The sequence below is a fragment of the Mesorhizobium sp. NZP2298 genome (genome assembly GCF_013170825.1).
GTDB lineage: Bacteria > Pseudomonadota > Alphaproteobacteria > Rhizobiales > Rhizobiaceae > Mesorhizobium.
The window spans coordinates 3,053,048-3,076,231 of record NZ_CP033365.1; the positions used below are offsets into that span (position 1 = coordinate 3,053,048).

Genomic DNA, 23,184 nt, shown 5'->3' on the forward strand with positions numbered 1-23,184 from the left:
CATGGTTGGCGCCAAGGCCGATTTTGTGGCCATGCGGGCGCTGCATGTGCCCGAGGCGGTGGTGGCCGTGCCGAAGGACCGCACGGTCTATCGCCGGGGCAAGGCGGTGGCCGGGGACGAGACGATACTGGCGCGCTGAGGCGGCGTCCTTGACATGAGGCGAGAGGGCGCTCCGAAGCGCGGATCGATCAATTCGCCGCTCCGCGATCAGCTTGCTGGAACGATCGCGCCGGCACCGAAGACAGGGCGTGTGAGTCCGAAGACGCCTCGCCGAAATAGAGCGCGCCGCCAAGGACGAGGAACACAATTCCCACCGCCATCAGCCCGACCATCAACACGGCGATCGCCGTACCGGGGCCGTGGCCTGTCCTGGTGATGATGGACCGATGTGACATCGCTTTTCCTCCTAAATGATCCGGTCTGGGGACCTTGCGGCAAACGATGGCAGAGGCGGGATGTTCCCGATGAGGAGCGTCATCGGCCCTTTGCGTTTCCTTGCAGGACCAAGGTCTTGGGTATCTGTAGCAAAGGTCCGGGAGGCCCTGTTCGGTTCCGGCAATGTCCATTGGACGTTCCGTTATTTTAGCCAAAGGAGATATAATGCCCTTGCCCTCCCGAGAGGCAGAAGGGTGTTGGGAAGGGCAAATTATCAGCCGGCGACATGTGGCTGCGAGGTGTAATTCGCCACATTTCATCAGGCAAAGGCCGCAGCCCAGGGACAAAGAATTTATAGGGCTTCTTGCGCGGCAGGTCGTCATGCGGCACCCCAGCCGATGCCGATGCCGATGCCGATGCCGATGCCGACGACGGAAGTCCGCGAGGAAGCGGACCCATTTGAAGAGGCTTACCGGCTTGCAGGCGAAGCAGGAAAATCCTGGATTGCCGCAGCCGCCCGCAAAGATCGATGAGCTGGCTGAAGACATTGCCGGTTTCCCGCGGCCAGGCACACTCGCTCGTTTCGAAACTCAAGATGCATCCCCACACCGTTGCGGGAGTGGGGTCAGCTGCAAGGGACTACGCCGAAATTGCGGGAAGAGGTGCTTGCAGCTCTGAAAAGGGCCGGTGATTTCCAGCCCTCACGTCTCGTCGAACCGACCCTCGCGCGTCGGGTGGCGCTTGATCGCGGCTTCTTCCTCGTCGTCGGGCAAGGCGTCGTCGCTGTCCTGATTGGCGTTGTCGTCGTCTTCGTCCGGCAGCTCGCCATCCTTTTCCGTGCCGTAACGCATGTCGCCGTTTTCGGAGACGGAATCCGGCAGGATCTGGCCGCCCTTGACGGCATCCCAGTCCAGTTGCGCGATGGTAGGCCCCTCGACCTCAGGGCTATCGTCATCGTTGGTGCGTGGTTTGCTGCGCGGTGCCATGCTTGGACTCCAATCCATGAAAGACTGAAGGCGAAACTCGGGATACAGCTGTTGGTTCCGCTTCGGACCGCGGGGTCCAGGCGCAGCTACCCCAGCCACCACCACAGTGCGGCAAGCACCGCCACCACAGCGGCGATCGCCAGCCCCAGCATGATGTACGACCCCTTGATGATGTCGCGGATGATCTTCTTGATCGTCTCGCGGTCGTTGAGATTGGGGAAGGGATCGTTGGGCAGCGCCACGCCGAGGAACTCGCAGAGCGGCGCCCAGCCCTCGGTCACCTTGTAGACCAGCAGCTTGTGCGGCGGCACCGCCGCCTTCACCTCCTCGATATAGGCGTTGTATCGCGCCACGGCCTTGGCGCGGTCGCCCATCACCCCGTCCAGCGTGCGGCCCCATATCAACTTGCGCGACATGTCGCCGAATTTCCGCCCGAACGGCGTCAGCCATTCCAGGATCTTGAACTGCCAGACATTCTCGGTGAAGTAGATCGTGTCGATGGTGCTTTCGTACCACGCCTCGGCGCCGCGCGGGTGCAAGGTCAAAAGCACCTTGGCATCGGGATAGGTGGCCAGCAATTCCTTCCACACGCAGCAGCCCGGGTTGTCGACGGTCGCCGTATAGTTGGCGAAGACGCGGTTCCAGTCGTGCTGGGTGCCGGGCGGGCTGTTGGCGACCTTGCGCCAGAAATCGAGATGGCCCTTGTTGGCCTTGTTCATGATTACTTCCTGCATGTGATAGCAGGGCAGGCCGAGCCTGTTCAGCGCAACAAAAGTAGACCACGTGCCTGTGCGGCCGAAACCGGCCCCAATCAGTTTGAGCGTCATTTCCCCCATCCCCCGCAGACTTATTTTCTGCGTTATCTCAGTCCGTGAGCATCAAATTGCGCCGGACCGGGCCAACGCGCAATAGCCGTTGCCCAACCGGTCGACCACATACTTGCGATTTTGCTAAAACAATGGAGCGTTGTGTGCGGGAAATGGGAATTCGGGCAGGGAGTCGTGCGAACCGGGGCGGTTTCGGCGACTTTGGGAATCGATGTACTTTGGACAGTTTCTCGTTGGGATGTCAGCCACTTCAATCATTGTCGCGGCATGGACCTATATAGCCACCGGTTCTTTCTGGCAGGCGCTTGCGTGGACACTAGTAGACGGCCGTCTTTTCGCCGGCCACGACGAGTTCGAAAACGCGCTGCTCCGCCGGCGTCAGTTCGTAGAGCAGACGCATGGCATCGGCGGGCATTTCGAGGGGAGCGGCGGCGTCGCCGATCCGGCGGTGGACAAGCCTAAGCCATCTGAAGCATCGCCGCCTCCCGAGGCTCCATCGGTCACCGTCGGGAAAAAGACGACCAAGCGGTAGTTTCCTGGTCGCGCCTTACAGACAGCCGCGAAGCCTACCAACCTATCCATTCCCGGGTACGCCAGGCGAGGCCGGCAAAGGGCGCCATCAGCGCGATGACGACAAACATCAGCGTGAAGGGATGCTTGGTCACGGGAGGGCGGGGAGCCATGGCGCGATATCCTTGCTTGGGATTTCCTCGAATGCGTGCACAACGTCGTCAGGGCGCCGTGGTTGCATCGAGGGCAGCCCATGTCGCCTTGGCTGGAACCGGATGCCGGCACCGGCGTTTTCCTGGTGTGACCGGTGAGGCTGCCACCTCCGCCGGCATCGTCTAAGGCTCGCTCTGCTCCCGGCAGCGCGAGCCTTTTTCGTCGCACCGCGCAACGCATCCGGAACGACATCGCGCTCTTTACGTTAGCTATCGCTAAGGCGATCGGTAAATCGTGTTTACGGAAGAGGCACCTATGCGCATCTTTCCGTTGTAAGTGTATTTTGCTTTATGTCTTAAATATTAGGTTTAATCTTTGATATTTCGCCATAGGCTGAGTGATACAACTCATACGTGAACTAATAAAGTCGGCGTTTGTTGGGAATGCCGCATTTATTCCACAAATTGCGATGGAACCTCGTGGTATCGGCTGAGTTATTCTCCTGGGTGGCTACTGGATAAATACAAATGGAGGTTACCGTGAAACATTATCTTTCGAGTGCAGCAGCCGCGATCGTCCTGATGGGCGGCATGGGTGTGGCGATGGCCGACACAATCGTCGTTCAGCCCGAGCAGGAGACGGTGGTTCGTGAATACGTCAAGAAGCAGCCGCTGGCGTCGGTAAACCTGCTCGGCCTTGAGCTCAAGCTCGGCTCTCCGGTGCCGGACAAGGTCGAATTGCGTGAGGTGCCGAACGTCAAGTACCGCGTCGCCGTGATCAATGACCAGACCGTGCTGGTCGATCCCGATACGCGTCAGATCGTCGAGGTGCTGCACTGATCCATGGCTCGGCCATGACAGTGGGTGCGACACCAGTCTAGCCTTGGGAAAAGCCCGCCACGCTCCGTGGCGGGCTTTCTTGTGAAGCTGGTCCTTGCCGATGTCTATTCGGCGGCCAGCTTGTCCTGCGTCTTGGTGTCGAAATCGCCGGCGTCGTGGCGCTCGTGCAACTGCAGGGCCGGTTCGCCGAAGGCGCGGTTGACCATGCGGCCGCGCTTGACCGCGGGGCGGGCGTCGATCGCCTTCGCCCAGCGCTGTACATGGCTGTAGTCCTGCACCGACAGGAACTCGGCGGCGTCATTGTACATGCGGCCAAGCGCCAGCCCGCCATACCAGGGCCATACCGCCATGTCGGCGATCGAATAGTCCTTGCCGCCGAGATATTCCGTCTCGGCAAGCCGGCGATCGAGCACGTCCATCTGCCGCTTCACCTCCATCGAGAAGCGGTCGATGGCATATTCGAATTTCTGCGGCGCATAGGCGTAGAAATGGCCGAAGCCGCCGCCAAGATACGGCGCCGAGCCCATCTGCCAGAACAGCCAGGACAAGACTTCCGCGCGCGCCGGCTGCTCGGTGGGCAGGAATTCGCCGAACTTTTCGGCGAGATAGACCAGGATCGATCCGGATTCGAAGATGCGCACCGGCGTCGCGCCGCTGCGGTCCATCAGAGCCGGGATCTTGGAGTTCGGGTTGACCTCGACGAAGCCGCTGCCGAACTGGTCGCCATCGTTGATCCTGATCAGCCACGCATCGTATTCGGCGCCCTCGTGGCCGCGCGCCAGCAGTTCCTCCAACATGACGGTGACCTTGACGCCGTTCGGCGTCGCCAGCGAGTAGAGCTGCAGCGGGTGCTTGCCGACGGGCAATTCCTTGTCATGCGTCGGCCCGGCGATCGGCCGGTTGATGCTGGCAAAGGCGCCGCCATTTGCCTTGTTCCAGGTCCATACTTTCGGCGGGGTGTACTCTGTCATGTCGGGCCTCGTGGGGAAGATAGCGTGGGACGGGATGGGCAGATCCATCTACAGCTAGGGCTGCGGAGGCGGAAGTTCAACTTGCGTTGAACTATTGTCAATGTTGGCGCTGCCCCTCATTGTCCTGCCGGACATTTCTCCCCGTATAGTGACGGGGAGAAAGACGCCGTTATCGGCGCTTTCGCCAATCGCCAATGTCGCAAGAAGAGCGCCGAGGTCAACGCAGCTCCCTTCTCCCCGTCACTATACGGGGAGAAGGTCCCGGCAGGGGGATGAGGGGCGGCGCTGCCTTTTGCAATTGCACCTTCTACCCTTGCGCGATCTCCCCCAGCGCATACCTATAGAAGAAGCCGCCAGGGCATTTGCATCGCAGGACAAAATCATGGCCATCAATCCCAACCCGCGCTCCGTCGTCGCCGTGCGCGCCACCGTTCCCGACGATGCCTTCACGGCCGGCGCGCTGGGCACGCTCAGGGAAGGCAGCGGCGTCGTCATCAGGGATGACGGGCTGGTGCTGACCATCGGCTATCTCATCACCGAGGCCGAGGAAGTCTGGCTGACCGCGCATGATGGCCGTGTCATCCCGGCGCACGCGCTGGCCTATGACCAGGAATCGGGCTTCGGTCTGGTCCAGGCACTGGCGCCGACCGGCCTGCCGGCGGTGGCGCTGGGCGATGCCGGCAAGGCCCGGATCGGCGACGCGGTGGTGCTTGCCGACGGCATCGGCCGGGCGGTCGAGGCCAAGATCGTCACCAAGCAGGAATTCGCCGGCTATTGGGAGTATCTGCTCGACGAGGCGATCTTCATCGCGCCCGCGCATCCGTCCTGGGGCGGTGCGCCGCTGTTCGGCGCCGATGGCGCACTGCTCGGCATCGGCTCGCTGCGCCTGCAGATGAGCCGCGCCGGCGAGGTCGCCGATATCAACATGGTGGTGCCGATCGATCTGCTGCCGCCGATCCTCGACGATCTCCTGACGCGCGGCCAGGTGGCCAAGCCGCCGCGTCCATGGCTTGGCGCCCTGTCGGCCGAGAGCGACGGCAAGGTGGTGGTGATGAGCGTGACCGAGGGTGGCCCGGCGGCAAAAGCCGGCCTGCGCCAGGGCGACGTCATCTCCGAGGTCCGCGACGGCGCGGTCGACGGGCTCGCCGATTTCTACCGCAAGCTATGGGACAGCGGCTCGGCCGGTGCCGAAATCCCGATGCGCGTGGTGCGCGACGGCCGCGAGACCTGGCTGCGCGTCAAGTCCGCGGACCGCGGCAGCTTCCTGAAGAAGCCGCAATTGCAGTAGGCTGGGCGATTTCGGCCAGGCGATGCATCCAAGACTGCTCAAGACCTTTCTCGCGGTGGCGCGCAGCCGCAACATCACGCGCGCCGCCGAGGCGGTTCACCTCGCGCAATCGAGTGTCAGCGACCAGATCCAGACCCTCGAGGCCGAGCTTGGCGCTGCCTTGTTCACGCGCTCGAAGTCGGGCCTGGAGATGACGCCGGCGGGGCTGGCGCTGAAGCCGATCGCGGAAGAGTTGCTGCGGCTCGACGGTGAGGGACGCGCGGCGGTGCTGGCGGCTGCCGGGCGCACCAGCGGGGCGCTGAGCATCGGCGCGCTGGAAACGATCGCCTCGGCCCGGCTGGCGCCCTGGCTGCCTGGGTTCCAGGCCAGCCATCCAGAGATCACCGTGCGGATGAAGGTGGCCGACAGCGGCACGCTGCGGCACCTGCTCAGGGATGGCGATATCGATGTCGCCTTCTGCTTCGAACGTCGCGACCGCGTGGGGGGCGCCGCCGATGAACGCCTGGCCAGCCGCACGATAGGGGCCGAACCGCTGGTGCTGGTCGCGGCTCCAGGGCAGGCCACCGCGCCACGCGGGTTGGAAGACCTTGCCGCGCTGCGCTTCGTGGCGACCGAGCCTGGGTGCATCTACCGTCATATGGTCGACACTGCTTTTGCCGAGGCGGGCATGGCGGCACCGAGGCTTGCCGCCGAAGCCGGCAGCATCGGCGCCATCGTCCGGCTGGTGGCGGCGGGCGCCGGCCTGGGCCTCGTTCCACGCCTTGCCGCCAGCGACGCGCTTGAGCGTGGCGATCTTGTCGAACTGCCATGGCCCGGCCGGATGCGGGCGGCGCCGCTGGCGATGATCTGGCGGCGCCGGCGCGTCCAGCCGCCGGCGCTCAGGCAATTGCTCGCCGCCGCGCGCGACATACTGGCGCCGGAACGCTCCGGGGCTCGTTCAGGTCTTGAATCGGCCGAAGGGTCCAAGGCCCTGTTTCCAAACAACTCTCTGAAAACGAGCGTCACCAGCTAAACCAGCCGGTGCCCGCCCTCGACATGCAGCGTCGTTCCGGTGGTAAAACCATTGCCGATCAGGAAGGCGATGGCGTCGGCGATGTCTTCCGGTCGGCCGACCCTGCCGACGGGCAGCCGCTCGGCCATCGCGGCAAGCATCTCGGCCTTGCGGTCGCCGGCGACCTGCGCCCAGATCTCGGTATCGACCCAGCCGGGCGAGACGGCGTTGACGCGGATCGGCGCGAGCTCGACGGCAAGCGCCCGCACCAGCCCTTCGAGCGCGGCATTGACCGCGGCGACGACCGAGCCGCGCGCCGCCGGCCGATAGGCGGCGATGCCTGAAACGAAGCTTATCGAGCCGGTTGCCGCCAGCCGTGGCGCGCCGTGCTTGGCGAGCAGCAACGGGCCATAGAACTTGCTCTCGACCACGCGTTGCGCCGCCTCGAGATCAAGCTCCGGCAGCAGCCTATAGGCACCTTCAATATCGGCCGCCGTGCTGACGATGTGGTCGAGCCCGCCGATGCGCGCGAACAACGCCGCAACCTGGTCTTCCCGGGCGATGTCGACGACGGCTACCTCCAGGCCGGCGGGATTGCCGAGCGCCTCGCGCGCCTGTTGCAGCCTCTGGTCGCCGCGCCCGGCGATGACGATTTCGGCACCGGCCTCGACGCAACGCCTGGCCAGCGCCAGGCCCATGCCGGAGCCGCCGCCGACGATCAGGATTTTCTGGTTTGAAATGCTCATGTCGCTCTGCCTTTGCTGGATTGGACAAGGGCAGGGGATTGGCAGGTCAGGGCACCATGGGAAAACGGAAGAAACCGATGGTGCTATCGGAGAGGCCGATGGTGCTGGCCGCCCAGTGGGACCGTCTCGTTCAACGCACCAGCGGGCTGTCCACCGCGAACAGCAGCGCCTTCAGCTGGGTGAAGCGCTCCGGCCCGAGCTCGGTACGCCACTCCTCCTCGATGTCGCGCAATATGTCCCCGGCGGCGATCGGCCCGGACTATTTCCACGAGATCTTCGCCATGTTCCACGCCACCGCGGGCGGCCCGCCTGACAAAGCCGGGATGATGGGGATCATACGCCGCCATGGACTGACGCCGGCCACCCGCCACCGGCCTAGGCGGCCTATCTTCCCGCCGTGCGGGCGCAGTTTGGCGCTTCTACTCGCGTTCCTCGCTCGCGAACACCACCAGGTTCCCGTCGGGATCGCGCATGCGCATGATCCAGAAATGGTCGGCCTCCTCGATCGGGCCGGGTTGGAGGCCGGCCGCCACCAGCCGCTGCCGTTCGGGTGCCAGGGGCAGGACGCCGAGCGTCAGCGTGGAGGTGCCGGCCTTGTCCTTGTCCTCGAACAGCTGCAGCTCGGCGCTCTCGGTGAAGTGCCATTCGGCCAGCCCCGGCATCGGCCGGCGCAGCGGCGGCTTGCCGAAGAGCTTTTCGTACCAGCCGATGCTGGCTTCGAGATCGGAACAGCTGACATGGGCGAAAATGGTCTCTATCGCCATCGGGACCTCCATCGGGCGGTTGCACTGAAGCCGCAACGCGGCGATGGATGGGCCGTTCCGTTGCTTCGCGGCGGCGTGCCCCACTGCTGCCTAAAACTGGTAGTGGGTCAGTTTGAAATTCAGCCTTCAAATGGCCGGCCTTGGATGCCATATTGGGAGTTATGACTGCAAATGCTCCCGGAACGAACCATCCTCTCCGAAAGCGCACGCAAAAAGCGATAAAGCGACAAGAGGAAATCGCAGCCAAGTTGATGGCTGATAACCCTGCATTGTCGAAAGAAGACGCTATGGATCAGGCCCAAGCTTCAATGCGCGACAATGGCCGTGGCGACTGGCGGGACGGCTGATGACAGAGAAGCACCCGAAGCGCCCGCGCGATCCTAACCAGTTGGCGAGGTCGATTGTCGACATCGCCACTGGCGAAGCGACTGCCGAAGAGGACCACAAGAACAAGGCCGCTGTGGAGCTAGGTCGGCGCGGCGGTAAGATTGGTGGCCGTGTGCGGGCGGACCGTATGTCGGCAGAAGAAAGGGCCGATGCAGCAAGGTTAGCAGCATCGGCCCGTTGGAGAAAGCGCGGCGACTAAGCGGCTTCTGCCGCCTCGATTTCCGCCAAGTCCATCGTGAAGTCGAAATCCATCTGGATAGGCTCTTCGTCTGACCTCGCATCATTGTAGCTATCGACATCGATCTTCAGCTGGCGAACGTCACCTACGATCCCGCGACGGCGCTGCTGAAATGACATCTGCATATGGTGCCGTGGGGCGGTTCGAATATCGTCCCAAAGAACCATCTGCTGGCCACCCGACTTGATCGTGGCGGGATGCAGCTTCCGAACCTTCCTTCCGCGCTTGTCGGTGATATAGTCTTCGCGCATGGCCGACTGCAAATCTTCGGCGCATTTGGAGATGGCTGCCGACTCCGGCAGTTCCCAACGTCCGGTTCGGATAGCCCAAGCGGCCATTGTTCTGGTGCCTGCCGGCCATGGCTCGCCGGACATGCGGTACTCTGCAACGATTTTCTGCATCTGCTTACTGTAAGTCATGCTTCAAATCTCCTTCAGATGCGGTGTCACCCCATACCCATCGGTCATAGCCGTACGTATGAGGACATGCCGCACCTTGGCTTGGTACTGCTTGAATAAGTCCCATCTGTTGAGGTGCTTTTGTATTTGCCCGGCCACGATGCCGGGATGGCGCTTCACTAGTTTCGAAAAACCGATCAACCCTGGCTTGGAATAGATCGGGTCATGCCGACGAATGAAGCTTTCCATCTTCAGTTTCGGCACACAGAAATCCGCCGCCGCCGCATCGGCTGCACGTTCGGATTCGTCGGCAAGTCGGTCATCATCTTCGAAGTTGTCGATGACCGGATTATCGCGGCCTTCAAGCCTCAAAATGTGTTCGATCTCATGCCGTAGATTAAACCAAAAGCGGTCGATCTGGTCGCCACCCTTAAGCGACAGGGCAATGACCGGCGACCTGTTTTTATCCAGCCAGAAACACACCCCATCAATGCGCGAGCCGGGAAGCGGTTCGACAACCAAAAACCGCACACCACAGTCATGCAAGATGCGTGGGATATGGCGAACCTCTTCCGGGTCAACCATCAAGGCTTCAAGCTGGACAAGCGCGTCGCGCAGTAGCGTTTCCGAGAACTTCGGCACGACCATCGCTTCCGCAAGGCGCTTTACGCGGATAAGCCAAGCCAGCTGGATCGTGGAAATCTCTTCGTTGTTCCTCTTCCTCCATGCGGCGAACGAGCCGGTGATAGGATCACCAATCGAGGCGATCCCGAAGAAGCGGCAAACCGATGCTTCCATACTCTCGCCGGCCCGATGCGGAAGCCAGCCACGCTTCGCCAAATCCCGCACGGGGAAGCGCTTCCGCATCTCCGCTTCGCGAGCGATCCGTTCGTCAGCCGGCGATGTTTTCGACAGCTGATAAGCGGATTCCAAATTCAGCCAGTACTGCGGAGTCGTATCCAGCGCCGCAGCGATCTCTCGCGCCGTGTCAGGAGTAATAGAGCGCTTACCGGTGACGATCTCATTGACCACATTGGCCTTGCGGCCGATGATCTCTGCAAATTCTGTCTGTGACCAGCCCAAATCATCCAGCGCGTCCTTAAGGAACTCGCCCGGCGGGAAAGCTTCGGCTGGTATTCTGTCGGTCATTGTCCTTGGCATCAGTGATAATCCGCTATCTCAATTACCCGCAGTCGGGTGCCTTCGTTGTCGGTGACGATCTCAATAATGAGCCGCCACTGCTTAGTCAGCCGCACCGAATGTTGGTGGCCCCTTCTCCCTTGAAGCTTTTCGAATCTAAGCCCACCCCGATAGAGGTCTCGCTGGTCAACAGCTGCGCGCAATGCCCACAAAGCCTTGCGAAACCCGCGAACAACGTCCGGCCCGAAGCCGGCGTTGAAACGCGGGTCCACCTCCAATTTGTCGAGGTCATCGTCGGCAAATTCGATCTCCATGCCTCACGTCCCTTTTATATAGCGCCGGAGAAAATTTCTCAATACCCTCTATCCCGGATAGCGTAATAATTATTGCAAAGCAAGAGCGCTTATGCATAATGGTCAGTATGAATAGGTTGGACGCCCAAGCCCGGTCTCGTATCCTTCACATGCTCTGCGAAGGTCAGTCGATCCGTTCGATCACCCGCATCATGGGTACCAGCAAAAATACAGTCGCCAAGCTCCTTTCGGATGCGGGCGAGATTTGCGCACAATATCAGGACCAAGCTCTTCGCAACCTGACCAGCAAGCGGGTGCAGGTGGACGAAATCTGGAGCTTCACCTACGCCAAGCAGAAGAATGTCGCGACGGCCAAGCGACAAGACCTCGCCTATGGCGACACCTGGACCTGGACGGCAATCGACGCCGACACAAAGCTGGTCATGTCTTGGCTGGTTGGCGGTCGCGACGGTGACTATGCAATCGGCTTTATGGACGATCTTCGCTCGCGTCTGGCGAACCGCGTCCAGCTTACTAGCGACGGCCACAAGGCATACCTAGAGACGATCGAGGGTGCATTCGGTGGTGACATCGATTACGCCATGCTGATCAAGCTGTATGGCAATGCGCCAGAGAGCGCCAAGGGCCGCTACAGCCCCGCCGAATGCACCGGTGCAAAGAAGACGCGCATTGAAGGCAATCCCGATCCCAAGCACGTCAGCACGTCATTTGCCGAACGCCAGAACCTCACCATGCGGATGCACATGCGCCGCTTCACGCGGTTGACCAATGGCTTTTCCAAGAAGATTGAGCAGCACGTCAATGCCGTGGCGCTCCACTTCATGTATTACAATTTCGTGCGCATCCATGCTTCGCTGCGCGTGACCCCAGCAATGGCTGCTGGCGTCACTGACAAGCTTTGGGAAGTCGCAGACATCGTTGCACTGATCGAAGCGAAGGAAGCCGAAAAGTCGACTGTGCGCGGTCCTTACAAAAAGCGCGGAATTTCAAACTGACCCACTACCCTAAAACTGGTAGTGGACTGTGCCATGATGCGGGCAATCGCACCATGACGGAGGCAAGATGAAAGCGACGCCAGCGACAATGATGCCGAACAGGCGGGCTGGCTGATGGCGCCGGTCAAGGTCGATCCCGCCAAGGTCCGGGAATTCCCCGACGCGGCCAGTTTCCACGCCTGGCTCGGCCAGCACCACGCCACGGAAACCGAAGTGTGGATCAAGGTGCACAAGGTCGGCTCGGGGCTGAAGTCGATCACGCCGAAGGAGGCCATCGACGTCGTGCTGTGCTTCGGCTGGATCGACGCGGTGCGCAAGGGGCTCGACGAGACCAGTTTCCTGCAGCGCTACACGCCGCGCGGCAGGAAGAGCATCTGGAGCAAGATCAACATCGACAATGTCGCGCGGCTCATCGAGGAGGGCCGCATGACCGGGCATGGGCTGAGCCAAGTCGAGGCCGCCAAGGCCGACGGACGCTGGGCGCGCGCCTATGGCAGCGGCAAGGAGATGAAAATCCCTGACGATCTGCAGGCGGCGATCGACGCCGAACCAGCGGCGAAGGCGATGCTGGAAAAGCTCAGCGCGCAGAACCGCTTCTCGCTCGCCTTCCGCACCCACAACATGAAGACCGAGGCCGGCCGCAAGAAGAAGATCGAGACCTTCGTGGCGATGCTGAAGCGCGGCGAGACGATCTATCCGCAGGGCAAGAAGTAGGGCGCGTCCGGCGCTGGAGCGTGGGTCGACGTTATAGGAATGGTCGGCGAGGGCGGCGCCGACGCCATCAGGATGTCGTCGCGCACGGCCTGGACAAGAAAATCGAGGACTGTCGTCACACGCGGCGGTATATTCCGGCGGGATGGGTAGACGATGTTGATCGGCAGGCGTGTCGGCGGAAAGTCCGGCATCAGCCTGACCAGCCTGCCGGCTTCGATGTCCGGCCCGGCCAGGATGTGGGAGAGCACCGCAAGCCCGGCTCCTGCCAATGCCGCGCGATGGACGGCCATTGAATTGTTGGCGACAAGGCGGGGCTCGATGCGCAGAACAACGTCATCCGCTCCACCGGAGAACGACCATGACCGGCCGTCGCCGCCACGGCTGTAACAGATGCAGGCGTGATCCTTGATGTCTTGCGGGGTTCGCGGTGCGTCGCGTCCCTTGAGATAGGCTGGCGAGGCGACGAGAAAGGCTGTTGTCCAGCCGATCCGGCGGCACATCAGGCTGCTGTCACCTACCGGCCCGAGCCGTACCTCGAGATCGATTGCGTTCGCGACCAGCTCGGACGGCTCGTCGCGAAGGAGCAGTTCGACCTGAAGTGCCGGATGGCGCTCCAGCAGCGTTGCCAGGCGGTCGCTGATGAAGAAACCAAGCGGCGTCGGCAGGCTGAGCCTCACCTTTCCGGATACGGCTGCCGCTTCGGCGCCGTTGGCCTGGCCGAGCGCTTCGACCGCTTCAATGACGCGCAGCGCCATCGGCAGCACCCGTTCACCCTCCGCCGTCAGGGCGAGCGCGCTCGTCGTGCGGTGCAGAAGGCGGGTCTTCAGATGCGCCTCCAAAGCGGAGACCTGCCGGGATACAGCCGGCTGCGTCAGATCGAGGTCGATGGCAGCCGCAGAGAAGGATTTTGTCTGCGCCACGCGCAGGAACGTTCGCAACGCCGATACGACGTCCATCCTCGCCCTCATACTTTTCGACATAAGCCTTATGTCCGCATTCTAGGCGGGTGGCACTTTACTGTCCAGAGATTATGGATATTAAATATCCTTAAGGACATAAAATATCCTCAAATAAGGGAAAGCCATGACACACCGCCTCAACGCCGCGCAGCAATCGCCTGAATTGTTCAAGAAGCTCATCGATCTCAGCATGGCTGAGACACATGGCGCCATCGAAGAGAAGATCCGCGATCTGGTCCACATCCGGGCTTCCCAGATCAATGGCTGCGCCTTCTGCCTCGACATGCATGTCAAGGAAGCCAAGATCCATGGCGAGAGCGAGCTGCGGCTTTACCACGTCGCCGTCTGGCGGGAATCGAGCCTTTTCATTCCCCGTGAACGCGCCGCCCTTGCCTGGACCGAGGCCGTCACCAAACTCCCCGAAGGCGGTATCCCGGACGAACTCTACGAGCGCGTGCGCGGGCAGCTCTCTGAAAAGGAAATCTCCGACCTCACCTTCTCGATCATGGCCATCAACGCCTGGAACCGCGTCAACGTCGCCTTCAAGACCGTGCCCGGCTCCGCGGACAAGGCCTACGGTCTCGACAAGGCCGGCCTGAACTAACCCGTCGCCGAACAAACCCATCGATCGATGCGGCGCAACAGTGCGGCCGCAAACGGAGACTGTTATGAAAATCGTCATCATCGGGGGCACCGGTCTCATCGGTTCCAAGACCGCCGAACGCCTGCGCGGGCAAGGTCACGAGGTGATTGCCGCCGCACCCAATACCGGCGTCAACACCATCACCGGCGAAGGCCTGCCAGAGGCGCTCCAAGGCGCGGAGGTCGTCATCGACCTCGCCAATTCACCCTCCTTCGAGGACAAGGCGGCGATGGACTTCTTCGAGACGTCGGGCCGCAACCTGCTCGCCGCGGACAAGGTCGCCGGGGTCAGGCACCATATCGCGCTCTCGGTGGTCGGCACCGAACGCCTGCAGGATTGCGGCTATTTCCGCGCCAAGCTCGTCCAGGAGAATCTGATCAAGGCTTCCGGCATTCCCTACACCATCGTTCATTCCACGCAGTTCATGGAATTCCTGGCCGGCATCGCCAAGTCGGGCACTGTTGGCGAGGCCGTGCATCTGTCGCCGGCCTATGTGCAGCCCATCGCATCGGACGACGTCGCCGACGTCATGGCCGGGGTCGCGCTCGCCGCGCCGATCAACGGCATGATCGAGATTTCAGGTCCAGAGCGTGTGCGCATGAGCGAGCTCGTCGCCCGCTACCTCAAGGCTGTCGGCGATCCCCGCGAGGTGGTGGCCGATCCGGAGGCGCTCTACTTCGGCGCGCGGCTGAACGACACTTCGCTCGTCTCCGACAACAATCCCCGTCTTGGCCGCATCACCTTCGAGCAGTGGTTTCCGACCTCGGCGCGGAAGTGACCGCCAGGATGCGGGTCGCGGCACGTCGCTCAACACAAAAAGGAGTTCTCAGATGTTCAAGTCAATAGCCGCCGCCCTCGTCATGACGGCAGCACTGGCCGGCCCGGCCGGAGCCACAGAGGCCCATGACGCCGGCCAGAAGGCGGCCAAGGTCACCCTCGTCTATGAGCATGAGCTGCCGAATGTCCCGGGCAAGAGCATCAAGGGTATTCTGGTCGAATACGGCCCGGGCGGTACTTCGGAGGCGCATACGCATCCAAGCTCCGCCTTCATCTACGCGACGGTTCTGGAGGGCTCCATCCGCAGCCAGGTCAATGACGGCCCGATCAAGGTCTACAAGGCCGGCGAAAGCTTTTCGGAGATGCCGGGCGATCGCCACAGCGTGAGCGCGAATGGCAGCAAGACGAAGCCTGCAAAGCTGCTGGCCGTCTTCGTGGTCGATACCGCTCAGAAAGAACTGACCTATCCGATCAAGAAGTAGGTGCAAAAGGCCGGGCGCCCCTTCCTGGCGTCCGGCCGTGCCTGTTAACCCGGATCACGGGGGTTCTACCCGCGACGAGAGGCCCGTCGCCCGTCGCGGTCATCCGGCTCGCTCCAGCACCCATTCGAAGCTGCTTTTCCAAAGGTCCGCCGGAATGTCGAGGGCCAGCGCTTCGGTCAGGTCGGAAAGCCTGACGGCGCGCAATTTTTCACGCCAGGCCTCGTCGGCTTCCCACATGATGCGCGCCACCGGGCAAGGCCCGCTTTCGCAATAGCCCTGGGGACGACACGGATTGTTCTCGCGGATGTTGTTGCACACAAACGTCCGCGCCTTGCCCTCCACCGCTTCGACGATGTCGAGGAAAGTCAGCTCGGCCGGTGGCCGCGCCAACCGGTATCCACCTGACGGCCCCAGCGTCGTAGCGACCAGACCCGCCTGCGACAGGCTTTGCAGAGCCTTGGAAAGATATTCCTTGGGAAGGCCGTGGAATTCGGCGAGCGCTTTCGTGGAAAGATAGCGCCCCTCGGGCAGACCGGCGAGAATGGCGCAGCAGTGCAGCGCCCATTCGACTTGGCTTTTCAGGATCATCCACGGATTCCGGCCGACCGAACTCTATTAAGGATATGAAATATCCCTATTCTGCCATGGTGTAAACAGACAGGTTCCGGCGGCACGGTCGGACGGTTGTGGGTCGAGGCCGGACCGCCGTCGCAGGCCCGCCGCTCGATCCCGGCACTGTCGTCTTCGACAGCGGCATGAGCGGCCCACAGGTTCGGGCCGCACTCGGCATTGGCGGTTCAACAGGTGAATCGCGAAATTGCGCTAACTGCCTGTTTTTACTTGAATCGGCGCCGGCCTATCGTGCTCCGCTTGCTGGCCGATGCCAACATCGCGGGTGGACGAAGGGCGGCGTGACCGCTACTTTTCGAACGCCGCGACGATCGGGCGGCGGAGCTGGTCGCGGGAGTCCTTGCCGTTGAGAAGAGTTGCTTCGTGGGCGATGACGTTGTTCCTCGTCGCCGCCGTCGCGTGTGCCGCAACCGGCGCCACCGCGCAGACCGATCAGTCCTCGTCCCTGCCCGCCAAGGAGATAGCGGTCGGGATCAAGGCCGCGCCGCCCTTCGCCTTCAAGCTGCAGGACGGCACCTGGTCGGGGTTGAGCGTCGACCTCTGGCAGAAAATAGCGGGGCGGCTCAACCTTCGCTTCCGCTATGTCGAAGTGCCAAGCGTGCAGGACCAGATCGACGGTGTCGTCGGCGGCAAGTTCGATGCGGCGATGGCCGCGATCACGGTCACCGCCGACCGCGAAAAGGTCGTCGACTTCACGCAGCCCTTTTTCTCGACCGGGCTCGGCATCGCCACGCCGCTCAACAGCCAGCCCTCCTGGCGGCCGGTGCTGCGCGCGCTGACCTCGTTCGGATTCCTGCAGGCGGTGCTGGGGCTGATCGTCATATCGGTGGTGGTCGGCGTGCTGATCTGGATGTTCGAGCGCCGCCACAATGATGATTTCGGCGGCGGCGTCGCCAGGGGCCTGTTTTCCAGCATGTGGTGGTCGACCATCGCCGCGACACAGGCCAGCACCGGCGATTTCGGGCCGCGGACCGTGCCGGGACGCGTGCTCGCCGCGATCTGGATGATCGGCTCGATCATCGCGATCGCGGTGTTCACCGCCGGCGTCACATCGGTGCTGACGGTGACGCAGATGGAAGGCATGGTGCAGGGCGAAAGCGATCTCGCCAAGGTCAGGGTCGGCGCCGTGCGGAATTCGTCGACGGCGTCCTACCTGGATTCGACCCATACCCGCCATCAGGACTTCGCCACGGTCGAGCAAGGCCTCGACACGCTGCGCGCCGGCAAGATCGATGCGCTGGTCCACGACAAGCCGCTGCTTGGCTGGCTGGTCGGGCAGAACTACGCGACCAGCCTGCAGGTTCTCGACGCGAGCTTCGACCAGCAGCAATACGCCATCGCGCTGCCGCTCGGCAGCCCGCTGCGCAAACCTCTCGATGTCGCCCTGCTGCAGACGATGGAGAGCGACTGGTGGAAGCAGGCCGTTTTCCAGTATCTGGGCGAGAAATAGCTCGGCAAAGGGCAGCGCGCGCAAGAAAAAGCCGCCCTCGCTTCATGCGAGTGGCGGCTTTTTCCCGGGAGGAAGTCAGAGAGAAGTCAGGGCAGCTCAAGCAGCCTTGGCGTGCTTGTGGCCATGCTTCTTGTGGGTACGGATGTGGTGATGCTTCTTGGCGACGTGCCGGTGGCCGTGCTTCTTGCCCGCGTGCCGGTGAGCGTGCTTGCGCACATGCCCGTGGTGCTTCTTGTGGTGCCGGTGACGCTTGTGCGCGGCCGCCTTGACCGGCGTCTTCGCCGCGTCCACGGCAGCGGCAGCCGCCGGAGCGGCCGCGGGGGCGGTCGTCGTGGCCGGAGCTGTCGTCGTCGTCGTGGTGGCTGTTGTGGCCGCCGCATTGGCGACAACCGGCATTGCCAGACCGAGAGCGATGGCCAGGCCGAGGGCAGAGAGGAGGGGCTTGTTCATGGTAGGCTTCCCTAGGGGTTGATGGTTGCTGTCACTGGTCGAGGTCGACCGGCGTCACGCCAAGAAGTTTCAGGGCGTTGGCGTAGGTCCGGATGCCTTGCGCCTGCTTGCGCTCGGAACAGAACCGGTTCGCCTTGTCCTGGAGTGCCGTTGCCTGCGCGATCTGGCTCGCACTGGCACCGGGTTCGGCTTTGGTCCGGATGGCTCCGTCGAGTTGAAGTCCGAGCCGGCTGCAATATTCGCTCCGGGTAACCGCCGCCTCCGCACCCGACTGCGCGACCGCGAGCATGGCAAGCGAAATGCCGGTCAGGGCACCCATCCATCCGGTCGAACGTCGTTGCATTGTCGGGACCATCCCTTTGCGTTGATGTGGCGGTCTCTGTTCGACCGCCGCGAGGATGGTTATCGCAGACGATGTTTTCCTCAGTTTTTCCCGGATGTTGAATCTTGTTTCTGAAGTGTGTCTGGGGGCCTTTTTCCCTTCTCCCCTTGTGGGAGAAGGTGGATCGGCGCGCAGCGCCGAGACGGACGAGGGGCGCGCCACAGAGGACCGTCGGTGCCAAGCTGGAGCACCCCTCATCCGACCTCGCTTTGCGAGGCCACCTTCTCCCACAAGGGGAGAAGGGAGAAGCGTCGCGCCCGCTGCGGCGGTAGCGCCTCTTCCTTTGATGCGCGCCATCGCGTATGGCCCCGGGAAAATCCTCCCAAGTTTCAATTCTCCGGAAACCGCATGATCAGACTTGAAAGCATCAGCAAGCAGAACGGCCGTCAGCTTGTCTTCATCGAGGCATCGGCCTCCTTGCAGAAGGGCGAGAAGGTCGGCCTTGTCGGGCCGAACGGCGCCGGCAAGACGACATTGTTTCGCATGATCACCAGCCAGGAGCAGCCCGACGAGGGCCAGGTGCAGGTCGATCGCGGCGTCACCATCGGCTATTTCAGCCAGGATGTCGGCGACATGGCGGGCCATAGCGCTGTCGCCGAAGTGATGAACGGCGCCGGGCCGGTGAGCGAGGTGGCGGCCGAGATGGCGGAACTGGAGGCCGCCATGGCCGATCCCGACCAGGCCGACCGCATGGACGAGATCATCGAGAAATATGGCGAGGCGCAGCATCGCTTCGAGGAACTCGACGGCTATGCGCTCGACGGCCGGGCGCGCGAGGTGCTCGATGGCCTGGGCTTTTCCCAGGAAATGATGGATGGCGATGTCGGCAAGCTCTCCGGCGGCTGGAAGATGCGCGTGGCGCTGGCGCGCATCCTTCTGATGCGGCCCGACGTCATGCTGCTTGACGAGCCGTCCAACCATCTCGACCTGGAAAGCCTGATCTGGCTGGAGCAGTTCCTCAAGGGCTATGACGGCGCGCTCTTGATGACCTCGCACGACCGCGAGTTCATGAACCGCATCGTCAACAAGATCGTCGAGATCGATGCCGGTTCGCTGACCGCTTACTCGGGCAACTACGAATTCTACCAGCAGCAGCGGGCGATCGCCGACAAGCAGCAGCAGGCGCAGTTCGAGCGCCAGCAGGCGATGCTGGCCAAGGAGATCGCCTTCATTGAGCGCTTCAAGGCGCGCGCCTCGCATGCGGCGCAGGTGCAGAGCCGGGTGAAGAAACTCGACAAGATCGACCGCGTCGAGCCGCCCAAGCGCCGCCATGAGGTGAATTTCGAATTCCAGCCGGCGCCGCGCTGCGGCGAGGATGTCGTCACCTTGAAGAACGTGCACAAGGCCTATGGCAGCCGCACCATCTATGAGGGGCTCGACTTCCAGGTCCGCCGCCGCGAACGCTGGTGCATCATGGGCGTCAACGGAGCCGGCAAGTCGACGCTGCTGAAGCTGGTGGCCGGCGCTTCCGACCCCGACACCGGCACGGTGGCGCGGGGACCGAGCGTGAAGATGGGCTATTTCGCCCAGCACGCCATGGAGCTGCTGGAAGGCGAGCGCACCGTGTTCCAGACGCTGGAAGACAATTTCCCGCAGGCCGGCCAGGCGCCGCTTCGCGCGCTTGCCGGCTGCTTCGGCTTTTCCGGGGACGAGATCGAGAAGAAATGCCGGGTGCTGTCAGGCGGCGAGAAGGCGCGGCTGGTGATGGCGCTGATGCTGTTCGATCCGCCCAACCTCCTGGTGCTGGACGAGCCGACCAACCACCTCGACATCGCCACCAAGCAGATGCTGATCGAGGCGCTCTCGCAATATGAAGGCACGATGCTGTTCGTCTCGCACGACCGGCACTTCCTGGCCGCGCTCTCCAACCGGGTGCTGGAGCTGACGCCCGAAGGCATCCACACCTATGGCGGCGGCTATACGGAATATGTCGAGAGGACGGGGCAGGAAGCACCGGGCTTGCGGAGCTGACATCAAGGGCGGTCGTCGAGCCGACGCCGCCCTTGTGACCAGCTTGCGTGTAAAGGGCGGAATGACCGCCCTTATCGCAGCGAGATGGCCATGCCGCTGAGATCGGCGTTGACCTGCAGCCCAACCTGCTTGCCGGTGAGTTCGAGCTGGGCGCCCTTGTCATTGGTCATGACGATCACCTGGGCACCCTTGCCGAGCGTGCCGCCGCCACCCGCCGCGCCATAGACCCCCGTCACGTCGCGCGCGCGCCTGATGTGGCGCACGGTGCCGTGGAAATAGGTCTTGGAAACGCCGAAGGCGAGGCCGCCCGAGACGCCGCCGATCGAGATCGGATAGGTCTTGCCGTGGAAGGTGAACGTGCCTTCGCCGCCGGAGCCGCCGACGAAGAAGGCAGCCTTGTAGACGGCAAAGCGGATCGTGCCGCTATCGGCATGGGCGGCGCTGGCGACGCTGACTGCCGCCGTGGCGATGGCGGCAACCGCGACGGACCGAAATCCGGACGAAATCTTCATGATGAAAGCTCCTTAAAATCGCCGCTTGCCCAACCAGCCGGGCGCGTCAGCGCTGTGTCAAAGTTACAACTGAACAGTCTCGCCGGTCATTTGGTTCCAGGCACGCGGCCCGAATCTGGCCGCGGGAAGATCGACACGAAGCGAGGCCTGTGGCAAGCGCTGGAGCGGCACATCGCGTATACGTGATGGCGCGGCCCGAATGTCCGTGGAAAGCGGAACGGCAAACAGCAGAGGCTTCGGGGATGAGACTTGCGATACGCATTGCAATGTCCGCATTGGCCGCGACGGTGGCTGGATGCGCGACCTCTCCCGTCGACTATGGCGCGTCGCTTTCGCCGCAAGACCCGAAATGGGCGTCGCCGGGATGCCAGCAGGCCCGCGCGGCGGCGGCGGACTATGCGGTTCGCGAGAAACAGCATCCGGGTTGGGAATTCGCGGCGCTTGGCCCGTACGGCCTAGGCATCATCGCGGCCACCAAGGAGGCCGAGCAGAAGCAGCGAAAGCTGTTCGCCCGCGAGGTGCACCTGCAATGCTCGAGCCTGCCCTTGCCGAAGGAGCTGGAGGGTGACCTGAGCCCGGCGGCCGCACAGGCGAAATATCCGTAGTCGTGGCTAGAGGGGCAGCCTGCCTGGCTCACGCACGGCGGGCCGCTCTCAGCAACATGCCGCTGGCGACGTCGATCAGGACATAGTTGGCGGTCTCAGGGTGAAGCGTTGCCCCCGAGCGCCTATCGATATACCGCCTAAAAGCTGGATTTATAGGGCCTGCAAATTTCTTCACTCTATTTTCTTGGCTAGATAAAATCTGCGCTGCGCGCGAGCCATTCTTGCGTTAAAGCTACCAAATATATATGAGAACGCCAAGAGAGTGACTGCCGCAAATATTTTATCGATCTTTAAAAAAATATGAAAAACTATTGCAGATATAAAAAATGCGATGAAGAGCTGAACAACCGTTGATATTCCGTCTGCCCACATTCTATTGCTTGGAAGATAACTCTCCATCAATGGTGGAACCAATCGGTTCCTGTCCCAAAACTGTTCAATGCGAACCGGTTCCTGCGTTACGCTTCCAAAATTTTTGGTCCCAGCGATAGTTTCATCGGGGCTATTTGAGCTGGGGGCCTCAGTCGCTGTCGTTGCGTTCCACTTCATTCCACTCATTTACCTGCCCCAGTTGACCACCACCGTAGCGCTTCACTCGCAGCTTGCCTAAAACGGTTTTGATCCCGGCCATCACTTTCTGTTGTTGGATAAGGGCTGCGTGGCTCATCGTAGCCGCCATTGGATTGCACCGAACGGCTTTGTCAGCAGCCTTTGGAACGTAAGTGCATTCGCCAAGTTCTTAGCCCAAGACAAGCTAAGGGACATTACGCATGCTGATCGCCGTTCGAGCCATGATTGGCCAAGCCCGCCTCATCACCGCCAAGAGCGAACCCGAAGCGCAGGCCACCCGGCAGACGCCGGTCTTGAAGGAGATCGATACGCTGGCAGCGATCCGCCTGACCGACATGGCCGGCTTGGGAGCGTGGTCGCAAGACCGTTGATCGGTTTTGATAGCGTCAGCTCTTTGACAGGGCGTTTATCGCAAATTGCGCGGCGAAGGCCCTGGCATAAGCAGGCCGGGCTTCGCCGCGCGCGACATAGGCAGCCAGGGTCTGATATTCGTCCAGAATGCCTGACATTCGCAGCCGAAGCAGCACCGATACCATCAACAGATCGCCCGCGCTGAATGCACCATCGAGCCATTCTGCGGCGCCCAGATAGGCCGAGAGCTTGTCCAGCACTGCCCGAACACGGTCTTTCACCAAGGGCAGGCGTTCCTTGGCCCAGGACCTGTCGGCTTCGAATATCCTGGCCGTCGTCAAGTCGAGGACCGGCGGCTCGACGGTGTTGAGCGCGGCAAACATCCAGGTGATCGCGCGGGCGCGGGCATCGCGATCCCGAGGCAGAAGGCCCGCATGCTGCTCGGCAAGATGAAAGACGATCGAGCCGGTCTCGAAGAGGCACAGAGATCCTTCCTCATAGGTGGGGATCTGGCCGAAGGGATGGATGGCCAGATGGCCGGGCGCCTTCATTCCGGCGAAGGAAACGAGACGAACCTCGTAGGGCTGGCCCACTTCCTCGAGCGCCCAGCGAACGCGCGTATCACGCGCCAGTCCCTTGCCGCCATCGGGCGATCGTTCAAAGGCTGTGATGGTGGGGGGCATTGGCAGGCTCCGGTGGTCGGTTCGGTGTCCGGTTCTTGGCGGTGGCACCCAGAGGACGAACGGCCGACGTCATTCCCGACACG

32 protein-coding genes are annotated in these 23,184 nt (G+C 62.3%); 14 read left to right on the plus strand and 18 right to left on the minus strand.

Translation table 11 applies throughout. The annotated features are described in order from the left end of the window. Position 1: 1 nt before the first annotated feature. Entirely contained in the window at positions 2–139 is a 138-nt protein-coding gene (locus EB231_RS14755) for a hypothetical protein (RefSeq protein WP_246740957.1), read from the plus strand. A 49-nt stretch (positions 140–188) separates the two neighbouring features. Here EB231_RS14755 and EB231_RS14760 read toward each other — a convergent pair whose 3' ends face one another. The 4 genes from EB231_RS14760 to EB231_RS14775 form a co-directional block, all read right to left on the minus strand. Then, positions 189–395 carry a hypothetical protein gene (locus tag EB231_RS14760; protein ID WP_172349444.1) on the minus strand — a complete coding sequence of 69 codons (207 nt, stop codon included), beginning with the start codon at positions 393–395 and terminating at the stop codon, positions 189–191. A gap of 187 nt (positions 396–582) precedes the next feature. Continuing rightward, positions 583–969: a hypothetical protein gene (locus EB231_RS14765; protein WP_172349445.1), complete on the minus strand. Its 387-nt coding sequence runs from the start codon at positions 967–969 to the stop codon at positions 583–585. Between the two features lie 107 nt (positions 970–1,076). Beyond that, entirely contained in the window at positions 1,077–1,361 is a 285-nt protein-coding gene (locus EB231_RS14770) for a hypothetical protein (protein WP_172349446.1), read from the minus strand. Between the two features lie 86 nt (positions 1,362–1,447). After that, positions 1,448–2,197, minus strand: coding sequence for a sulfotransferase family protein (locus EB231_RS14775; RefSeq protein WP_340163210.1), 750 nt, complete (start codon positions 2,195–2,197; stop codon positions 1,448–1,450). Between the two features lie 202 nt (positions 2,198–2,399). On the opposite strand from EB231_RS14775, the gene EB231_RS14780 reads away from it, so the two are divergent. Together EB231_RS14780 and EB231_RS14785 are read left to right on the plus strand one after the other, a co-directional pair. Next, complete coding sequence (locus EB231_RS14780; RefSeq protein ID WP_172347037.1) at positions 2,400–2,720, plus strand: hypothetical protein; 321 nt, start codon at positions 2,400–2,402, stop codon at positions 2,718–2,720. A 670-nt stretch (positions 2,721–3,390) separates the two neighbouring features. Continuing rightward, entirely contained in the window at positions 3,391–3,690 is a 300-nt protein-coding gene (locus EB231_RS14785) for a DUF1236 domain-containing protein (RefSeq protein WP_172349448.1), read from the plus strand. A 104-nt stretch (positions 3,691–3,794) separates the two neighbouring features. Here EB231_RS14785 and yghU read toward each other — a convergent pair whose 3' ends face one another. Beyond that, the gene (gene yghU / locus EB231_RS14790; RefSeq protein ID WP_172349449.1) at positions 3,795–4,661 is read right to left on the minus strand and encodes a glutathione-dependent disulfide-bond oxidoreductase; all 867 of its coding nucleotides are present in this window, start codon (positions 4,659–4,661) and stop codon (positions 3,795–3,797) included. Positions 4,662–5,043: 382 nt separating this feature from the next. On the opposite strand from yghU, the gene EB231_RS14795 reads away from it, so the two are divergent. Together EB231_RS14795 and EB231_RS14800 are read left to right on the plus strand one after the other, a co-directional pair. After that, positions 5,044–5,949: a S1C family serine protease gene (locus EB231_RS14795; protein ID WP_172349450.1), complete on the plus strand. Its 906-nt coding sequence runs from the start codon at positions 5,044–5,046 to the stop codon at positions 5,947–5,949. Between the two features lie 22 nt (positions 5,950–5,971). Further along, entirely contained in the window at positions 5,972–6,961 is a 990-nt protein-coding gene (locus EB231_RS14800; RefSeq protein WP_172349451.1) for a LysR family transcriptional regulator, read from the plus strand. On the opposite strand, the gene EB231_RS14805 is transcribed toward EB231_RS14800, so the two are convergent. The 5 genes from EB231_RS14805 to EB231_RS14830 all read right to left on the minus strand — a co-directional run bounded on the left by EB231_RS14805 (position 6,958) and on the right by EB231_RS14830 (position 10,927). After that, complete coding sequence (locus EB231_RS14805; protein WP_172349452.1) at positions 6,958–7,686, minus strand: SDR family oxidoreductase; 729 nt, start codon at positions 7,684–7,686, stop codon at positions 6,958–6,960. The two genes, EB231_RS14800 and EB231_RS14805, sit on opposite strands and share 4 nt — an antisense overlap. A gap of 419 nt (positions 7,687–8,105) precedes the next feature. Beyond that, positions 8,106–8,450, minus strand: coding sequence for a VOC family protein (locus tag EB231_RS14815; protein ID WP_172349453.1), 345 nt, complete (start codon positions 8,448–8,450; stop codon positions 8,106–8,108). Between the two features lie 582 nt (positions 8,451–9,032). After that, a complete protein-coding gene (locus EB231_RS14820) occupies positions 9,033–9,494 on the minus strand; it encodes a hypothetical protein (RefSeq protein ID WP_172349454.1) in 462 nt (153 codons plus the stop codon). Between the two features lie 3 nt (positions 9,495–9,497). Further along, on the minus strand, positions 9,498–10,622 hold the full coding sequence (locus tag EB231_RS14825; RefSeq protein ID WP_246740958.1) for a HigA family addiction module antitoxin: 1,125 nt from the start codon (positions 10,620–10,622) through the stop codon (positions 9,498–9,500). An 11-nt stretch (positions 10,623–10,633) separates the two neighbouring features. Then, on the minus strand, positions 10,634–10,927 hold the full coding sequence (locus tag EB231_RS14830; RefSeq protein WP_172349456.1) for a type II toxin-antitoxin system RelE/ParE family toxin: 294 nt from the start codon (positions 10,925–10,927) through the stop codon (positions 10,634–10,636). A gap of 107 nt (positions 10,928–11,034) precedes the next feature. Between EB231_RS14830 and EB231_RS14835 the strand changes: the two genes are divergently transcribed. Together EB231_RS14835 and EB231_RS14840 are read left to right on the plus strand one after the other, a co-directional pair. Continuing rightward, on the plus strand, positions 11,035–11,922 hold the full coding sequence (locus EB231_RS14835; RefSeq protein ID WP_172352917.1) for an IS1 family transposase: 888 nt from the start codon (positions 11,035–11,037) through the stop codon (positions 11,920–11,922). Positions 11,923–12,036: 114 nt separating this feature from the next. Continuing rightward, positions 12,037–12,636: a YdeI/OmpD-associated family protein gene (locus tag EB231_RS14840; RefSeq protein ID WP_172349457.1), complete on the plus strand. Its 600-nt coding sequence runs from the start codon at positions 12,037–12,039 to the stop codon at positions 12,634–12,636. Here EB231_RS14840 and EB231_RS14845 read toward each other — a convergent pair. Continuing rightward, the gene (locus EB231_RS14845) at positions 12,615–13,592 is read right to left on the minus strand and encodes a LysR family transcriptional regulator (RefSeq protein ID WP_172349458.1); all 978 of its coding nucleotides are present in this window, start codon (positions 13,590–13,592) and stop codon (positions 12,615–12,617) included. The genes EB231_RS14840 and EB231_RS14845 overlap by 22 nt on opposite strands. A gap of 127 nt (positions 13,593–13,719) precedes the next feature. Here EB231_RS14845 and EB231_RS14850 point away from each other — a divergent pair, with 127 nt between their 5' ends. The 3 genes from EB231_RS14850 (at position 13,720) to EB231_RS14860 (ending at position 15,497) form a co-directional block, all read left to right on the plus strand. Beyond that, positions 13,720–14,199: a carboxymuconolactone decarboxylase family protein gene (locus EB231_RS14850; RefSeq protein WP_172349459.1), complete on the plus strand. Its 480-nt coding sequence runs from the start codon at positions 13,720–13,722 to the stop codon at positions 14,197–14,199. Between the two features lie 64 nt (positions 14,200–14,263). Continuing rightward, a complete protein-coding gene (locus tag EB231_RS14855) occupies positions 14,264–15,016 on the plus strand; it encodes an SDR family oxidoreductase (RefSeq protein ID WP_172349460.1) in 753 nt (250 codons plus the stop codon). 52 nt (positions 15,017–15,068) lie between these two features. Then, positions 15,069–15,497, plus strand: coding sequence for a cupin domain-containing protein (locus tag EB231_RS14860; RefSeq protein ID WP_172349461.1), 429 nt, complete (start codon positions 15,069–15,071; stop codon positions 15,495–15,497). 99 nt (positions 15,498–15,596) lie between these two features. On the opposite strand, the gene EB231_RS14865 is transcribed toward EB231_RS14860, so the two are convergent. After that, positions 15,597–16,085 carry an RrF2 family transcriptional regulator gene (locus EB231_RS14865; RefSeq protein ID WP_172349462.1) on the minus strand — a complete coding sequence of 163 codons (489 nt, stop codon included), beginning with the start codon at positions 16,083–16,085 and terminating at the stop codon, positions 15,597–15,599. A gap of 388 nt (positions 16,086–16,473) precedes the next feature. Between EB231_RS14865 and EB231_RS14870 the strand changes: the two genes are divergently transcribed. Further along, positions 16,474–17,577: a transporter substrate-binding domain-containing protein gene (locus EB231_RS14870; RefSeq protein ID WP_246740959.1), complete on the plus strand. Its 1,104-nt coding sequence runs from the start codon at positions 16,474–16,476 to the stop codon at positions 17,575–17,577. Between the two features lie 96 nt (positions 17,578–17,673). On the opposite strand, the gene EB231_RS14875 is transcribed toward EB231_RS14870, so the two are convergent. Together EB231_RS14875 and EB231_RS14880 are read right to left on the minus strand one after the other, a co-directional pair. Further along, positions 17,674–18,027 (minus strand): hypothetical protein, encoded by a 354-nt coding sequence (locus EB231_RS14875; RefSeq protein ID WP_172349463.1) that lies wholly within the window; start codon positions 18,025–18,027, stop codon positions 17,674–17,676. 31 nt (positions 18,028–18,058) lie between these two features. Further along, the gene (locus EB231_RS14880; protein ID WP_172349464.1) at positions 18,059–18,370 is read right to left on the minus strand and encodes a hypothetical protein; all 312 of its coding nucleotides are present in this window, start codon (positions 18,368–18,370) and stop codon (positions 18,059–18,061) included. Between the two features lie 387 nt (positions 18,371–18,757). Between EB231_RS14880 and EB231_RS14885 the strand changes: the two genes are divergently transcribed. After that, positions 18,758–20,380 carry an ABC-F family ATP-binding cassette domain-containing protein gene (locus EB231_RS14885; RefSeq protein ID WP_172349465.1) on the plus strand — a complete coding sequence of 541 codons (1,623 nt, stop codon included), beginning with the start codon at positions 18,758–18,760 and terminating at the stop codon, positions 20,378–20,380. A gap of 71 nt (positions 20,381–20,451) precedes the next feature. Here the strand turns inward: EB231_RS14885 and EB231_RS14890 are convergent, their stop codons facing one another. Continuing rightward, positions 20,452–20,892 (minus strand): hypothetical protein, encoded by a 441-nt coding sequence (locus EB231_RS14890; RefSeq protein ID WP_172349466.1) that lies wholly within the window; start codon positions 20,890–20,892, stop codon positions 20,452–20,454. 242 nt (positions 20,893–21,134) lie between these two features. Here EB231_RS14890 and EB231_RS14895 point away from each other — a divergent pair, with 242 nt between their 5' ends. Continuing rightward, positions 21,135–21,497 carry a hypothetical protein gene (locus EB231_RS14895; protein ID WP_172349467.1) on the plus strand — a complete coding sequence of 121 codons (363 nt, stop codon included), beginning with the start codon at positions 21,135–21,137 and terminating at the stop codon, positions 21,495–21,497. A gap of 171 nt (positions 21,498–21,668) precedes the next feature. Here EB231_RS14895 and EB231_RS14900 read toward each other — a convergent pair whose 3' ends face one another. Both EB231_RS14900 and EB231_RS14905 read right to left on the minus strand, forming a co-directional pair. Beyond that, positions 21,669–22,055, minus strand: coding sequence for a hypothetical protein (locus EB231_RS14900; RefSeq protein WP_172349468.1), 387 nt, complete (start codon positions 22,053–22,055; stop codon positions 21,669–21,671). Further along, positions 22,018–22,164: a hypothetical protein gene (locus tag EB231_RS14905; RefSeq protein ID WP_172349469.1), complete on the minus strand. Its 147-nt coding sequence runs from the start codon at positions 22,162–22,164 to the stop codon at positions 22,018–22,020. The genes EB231_RS14900 and EB231_RS14905 overlap by 38 nt, the downstream gene beginning before the upstream one ends. A 103-nt stretch (positions 22,165–22,267) precedes the next feature. Between EB231_RS14905 and EB231_RS14910 the strand changes: the two genes are divergently transcribed. After that, positions 22,268–22,438 carry a hypothetical protein gene (locus EB231_RS14910; protein ID WP_172349470.1) on the plus strand — a complete coding sequence of 57 codons (171 nt, stop codon included), beginning with the start codon at positions 22,268–22,270 and terminating at the stop codon, positions 22,436–22,438. 15 nt (positions 22,439–22,453) lie between these two features. On the opposite strand, the gene EB231_RS14915 is transcribed toward EB231_RS14910, so the two are convergent. Continuing rightward, on the minus strand, positions 22,454–23,101 hold the full coding sequence (locus EB231_RS14915; RefSeq protein ID WP_172349471.1) for a glutathione S-transferase family protein: 648 nt from the start codon (positions 23,099–23,101) through the stop codon (positions 22,454–22,456). Between the last annotated feature and the right edge of the window lie 83 nt (positions 23,102–23,184).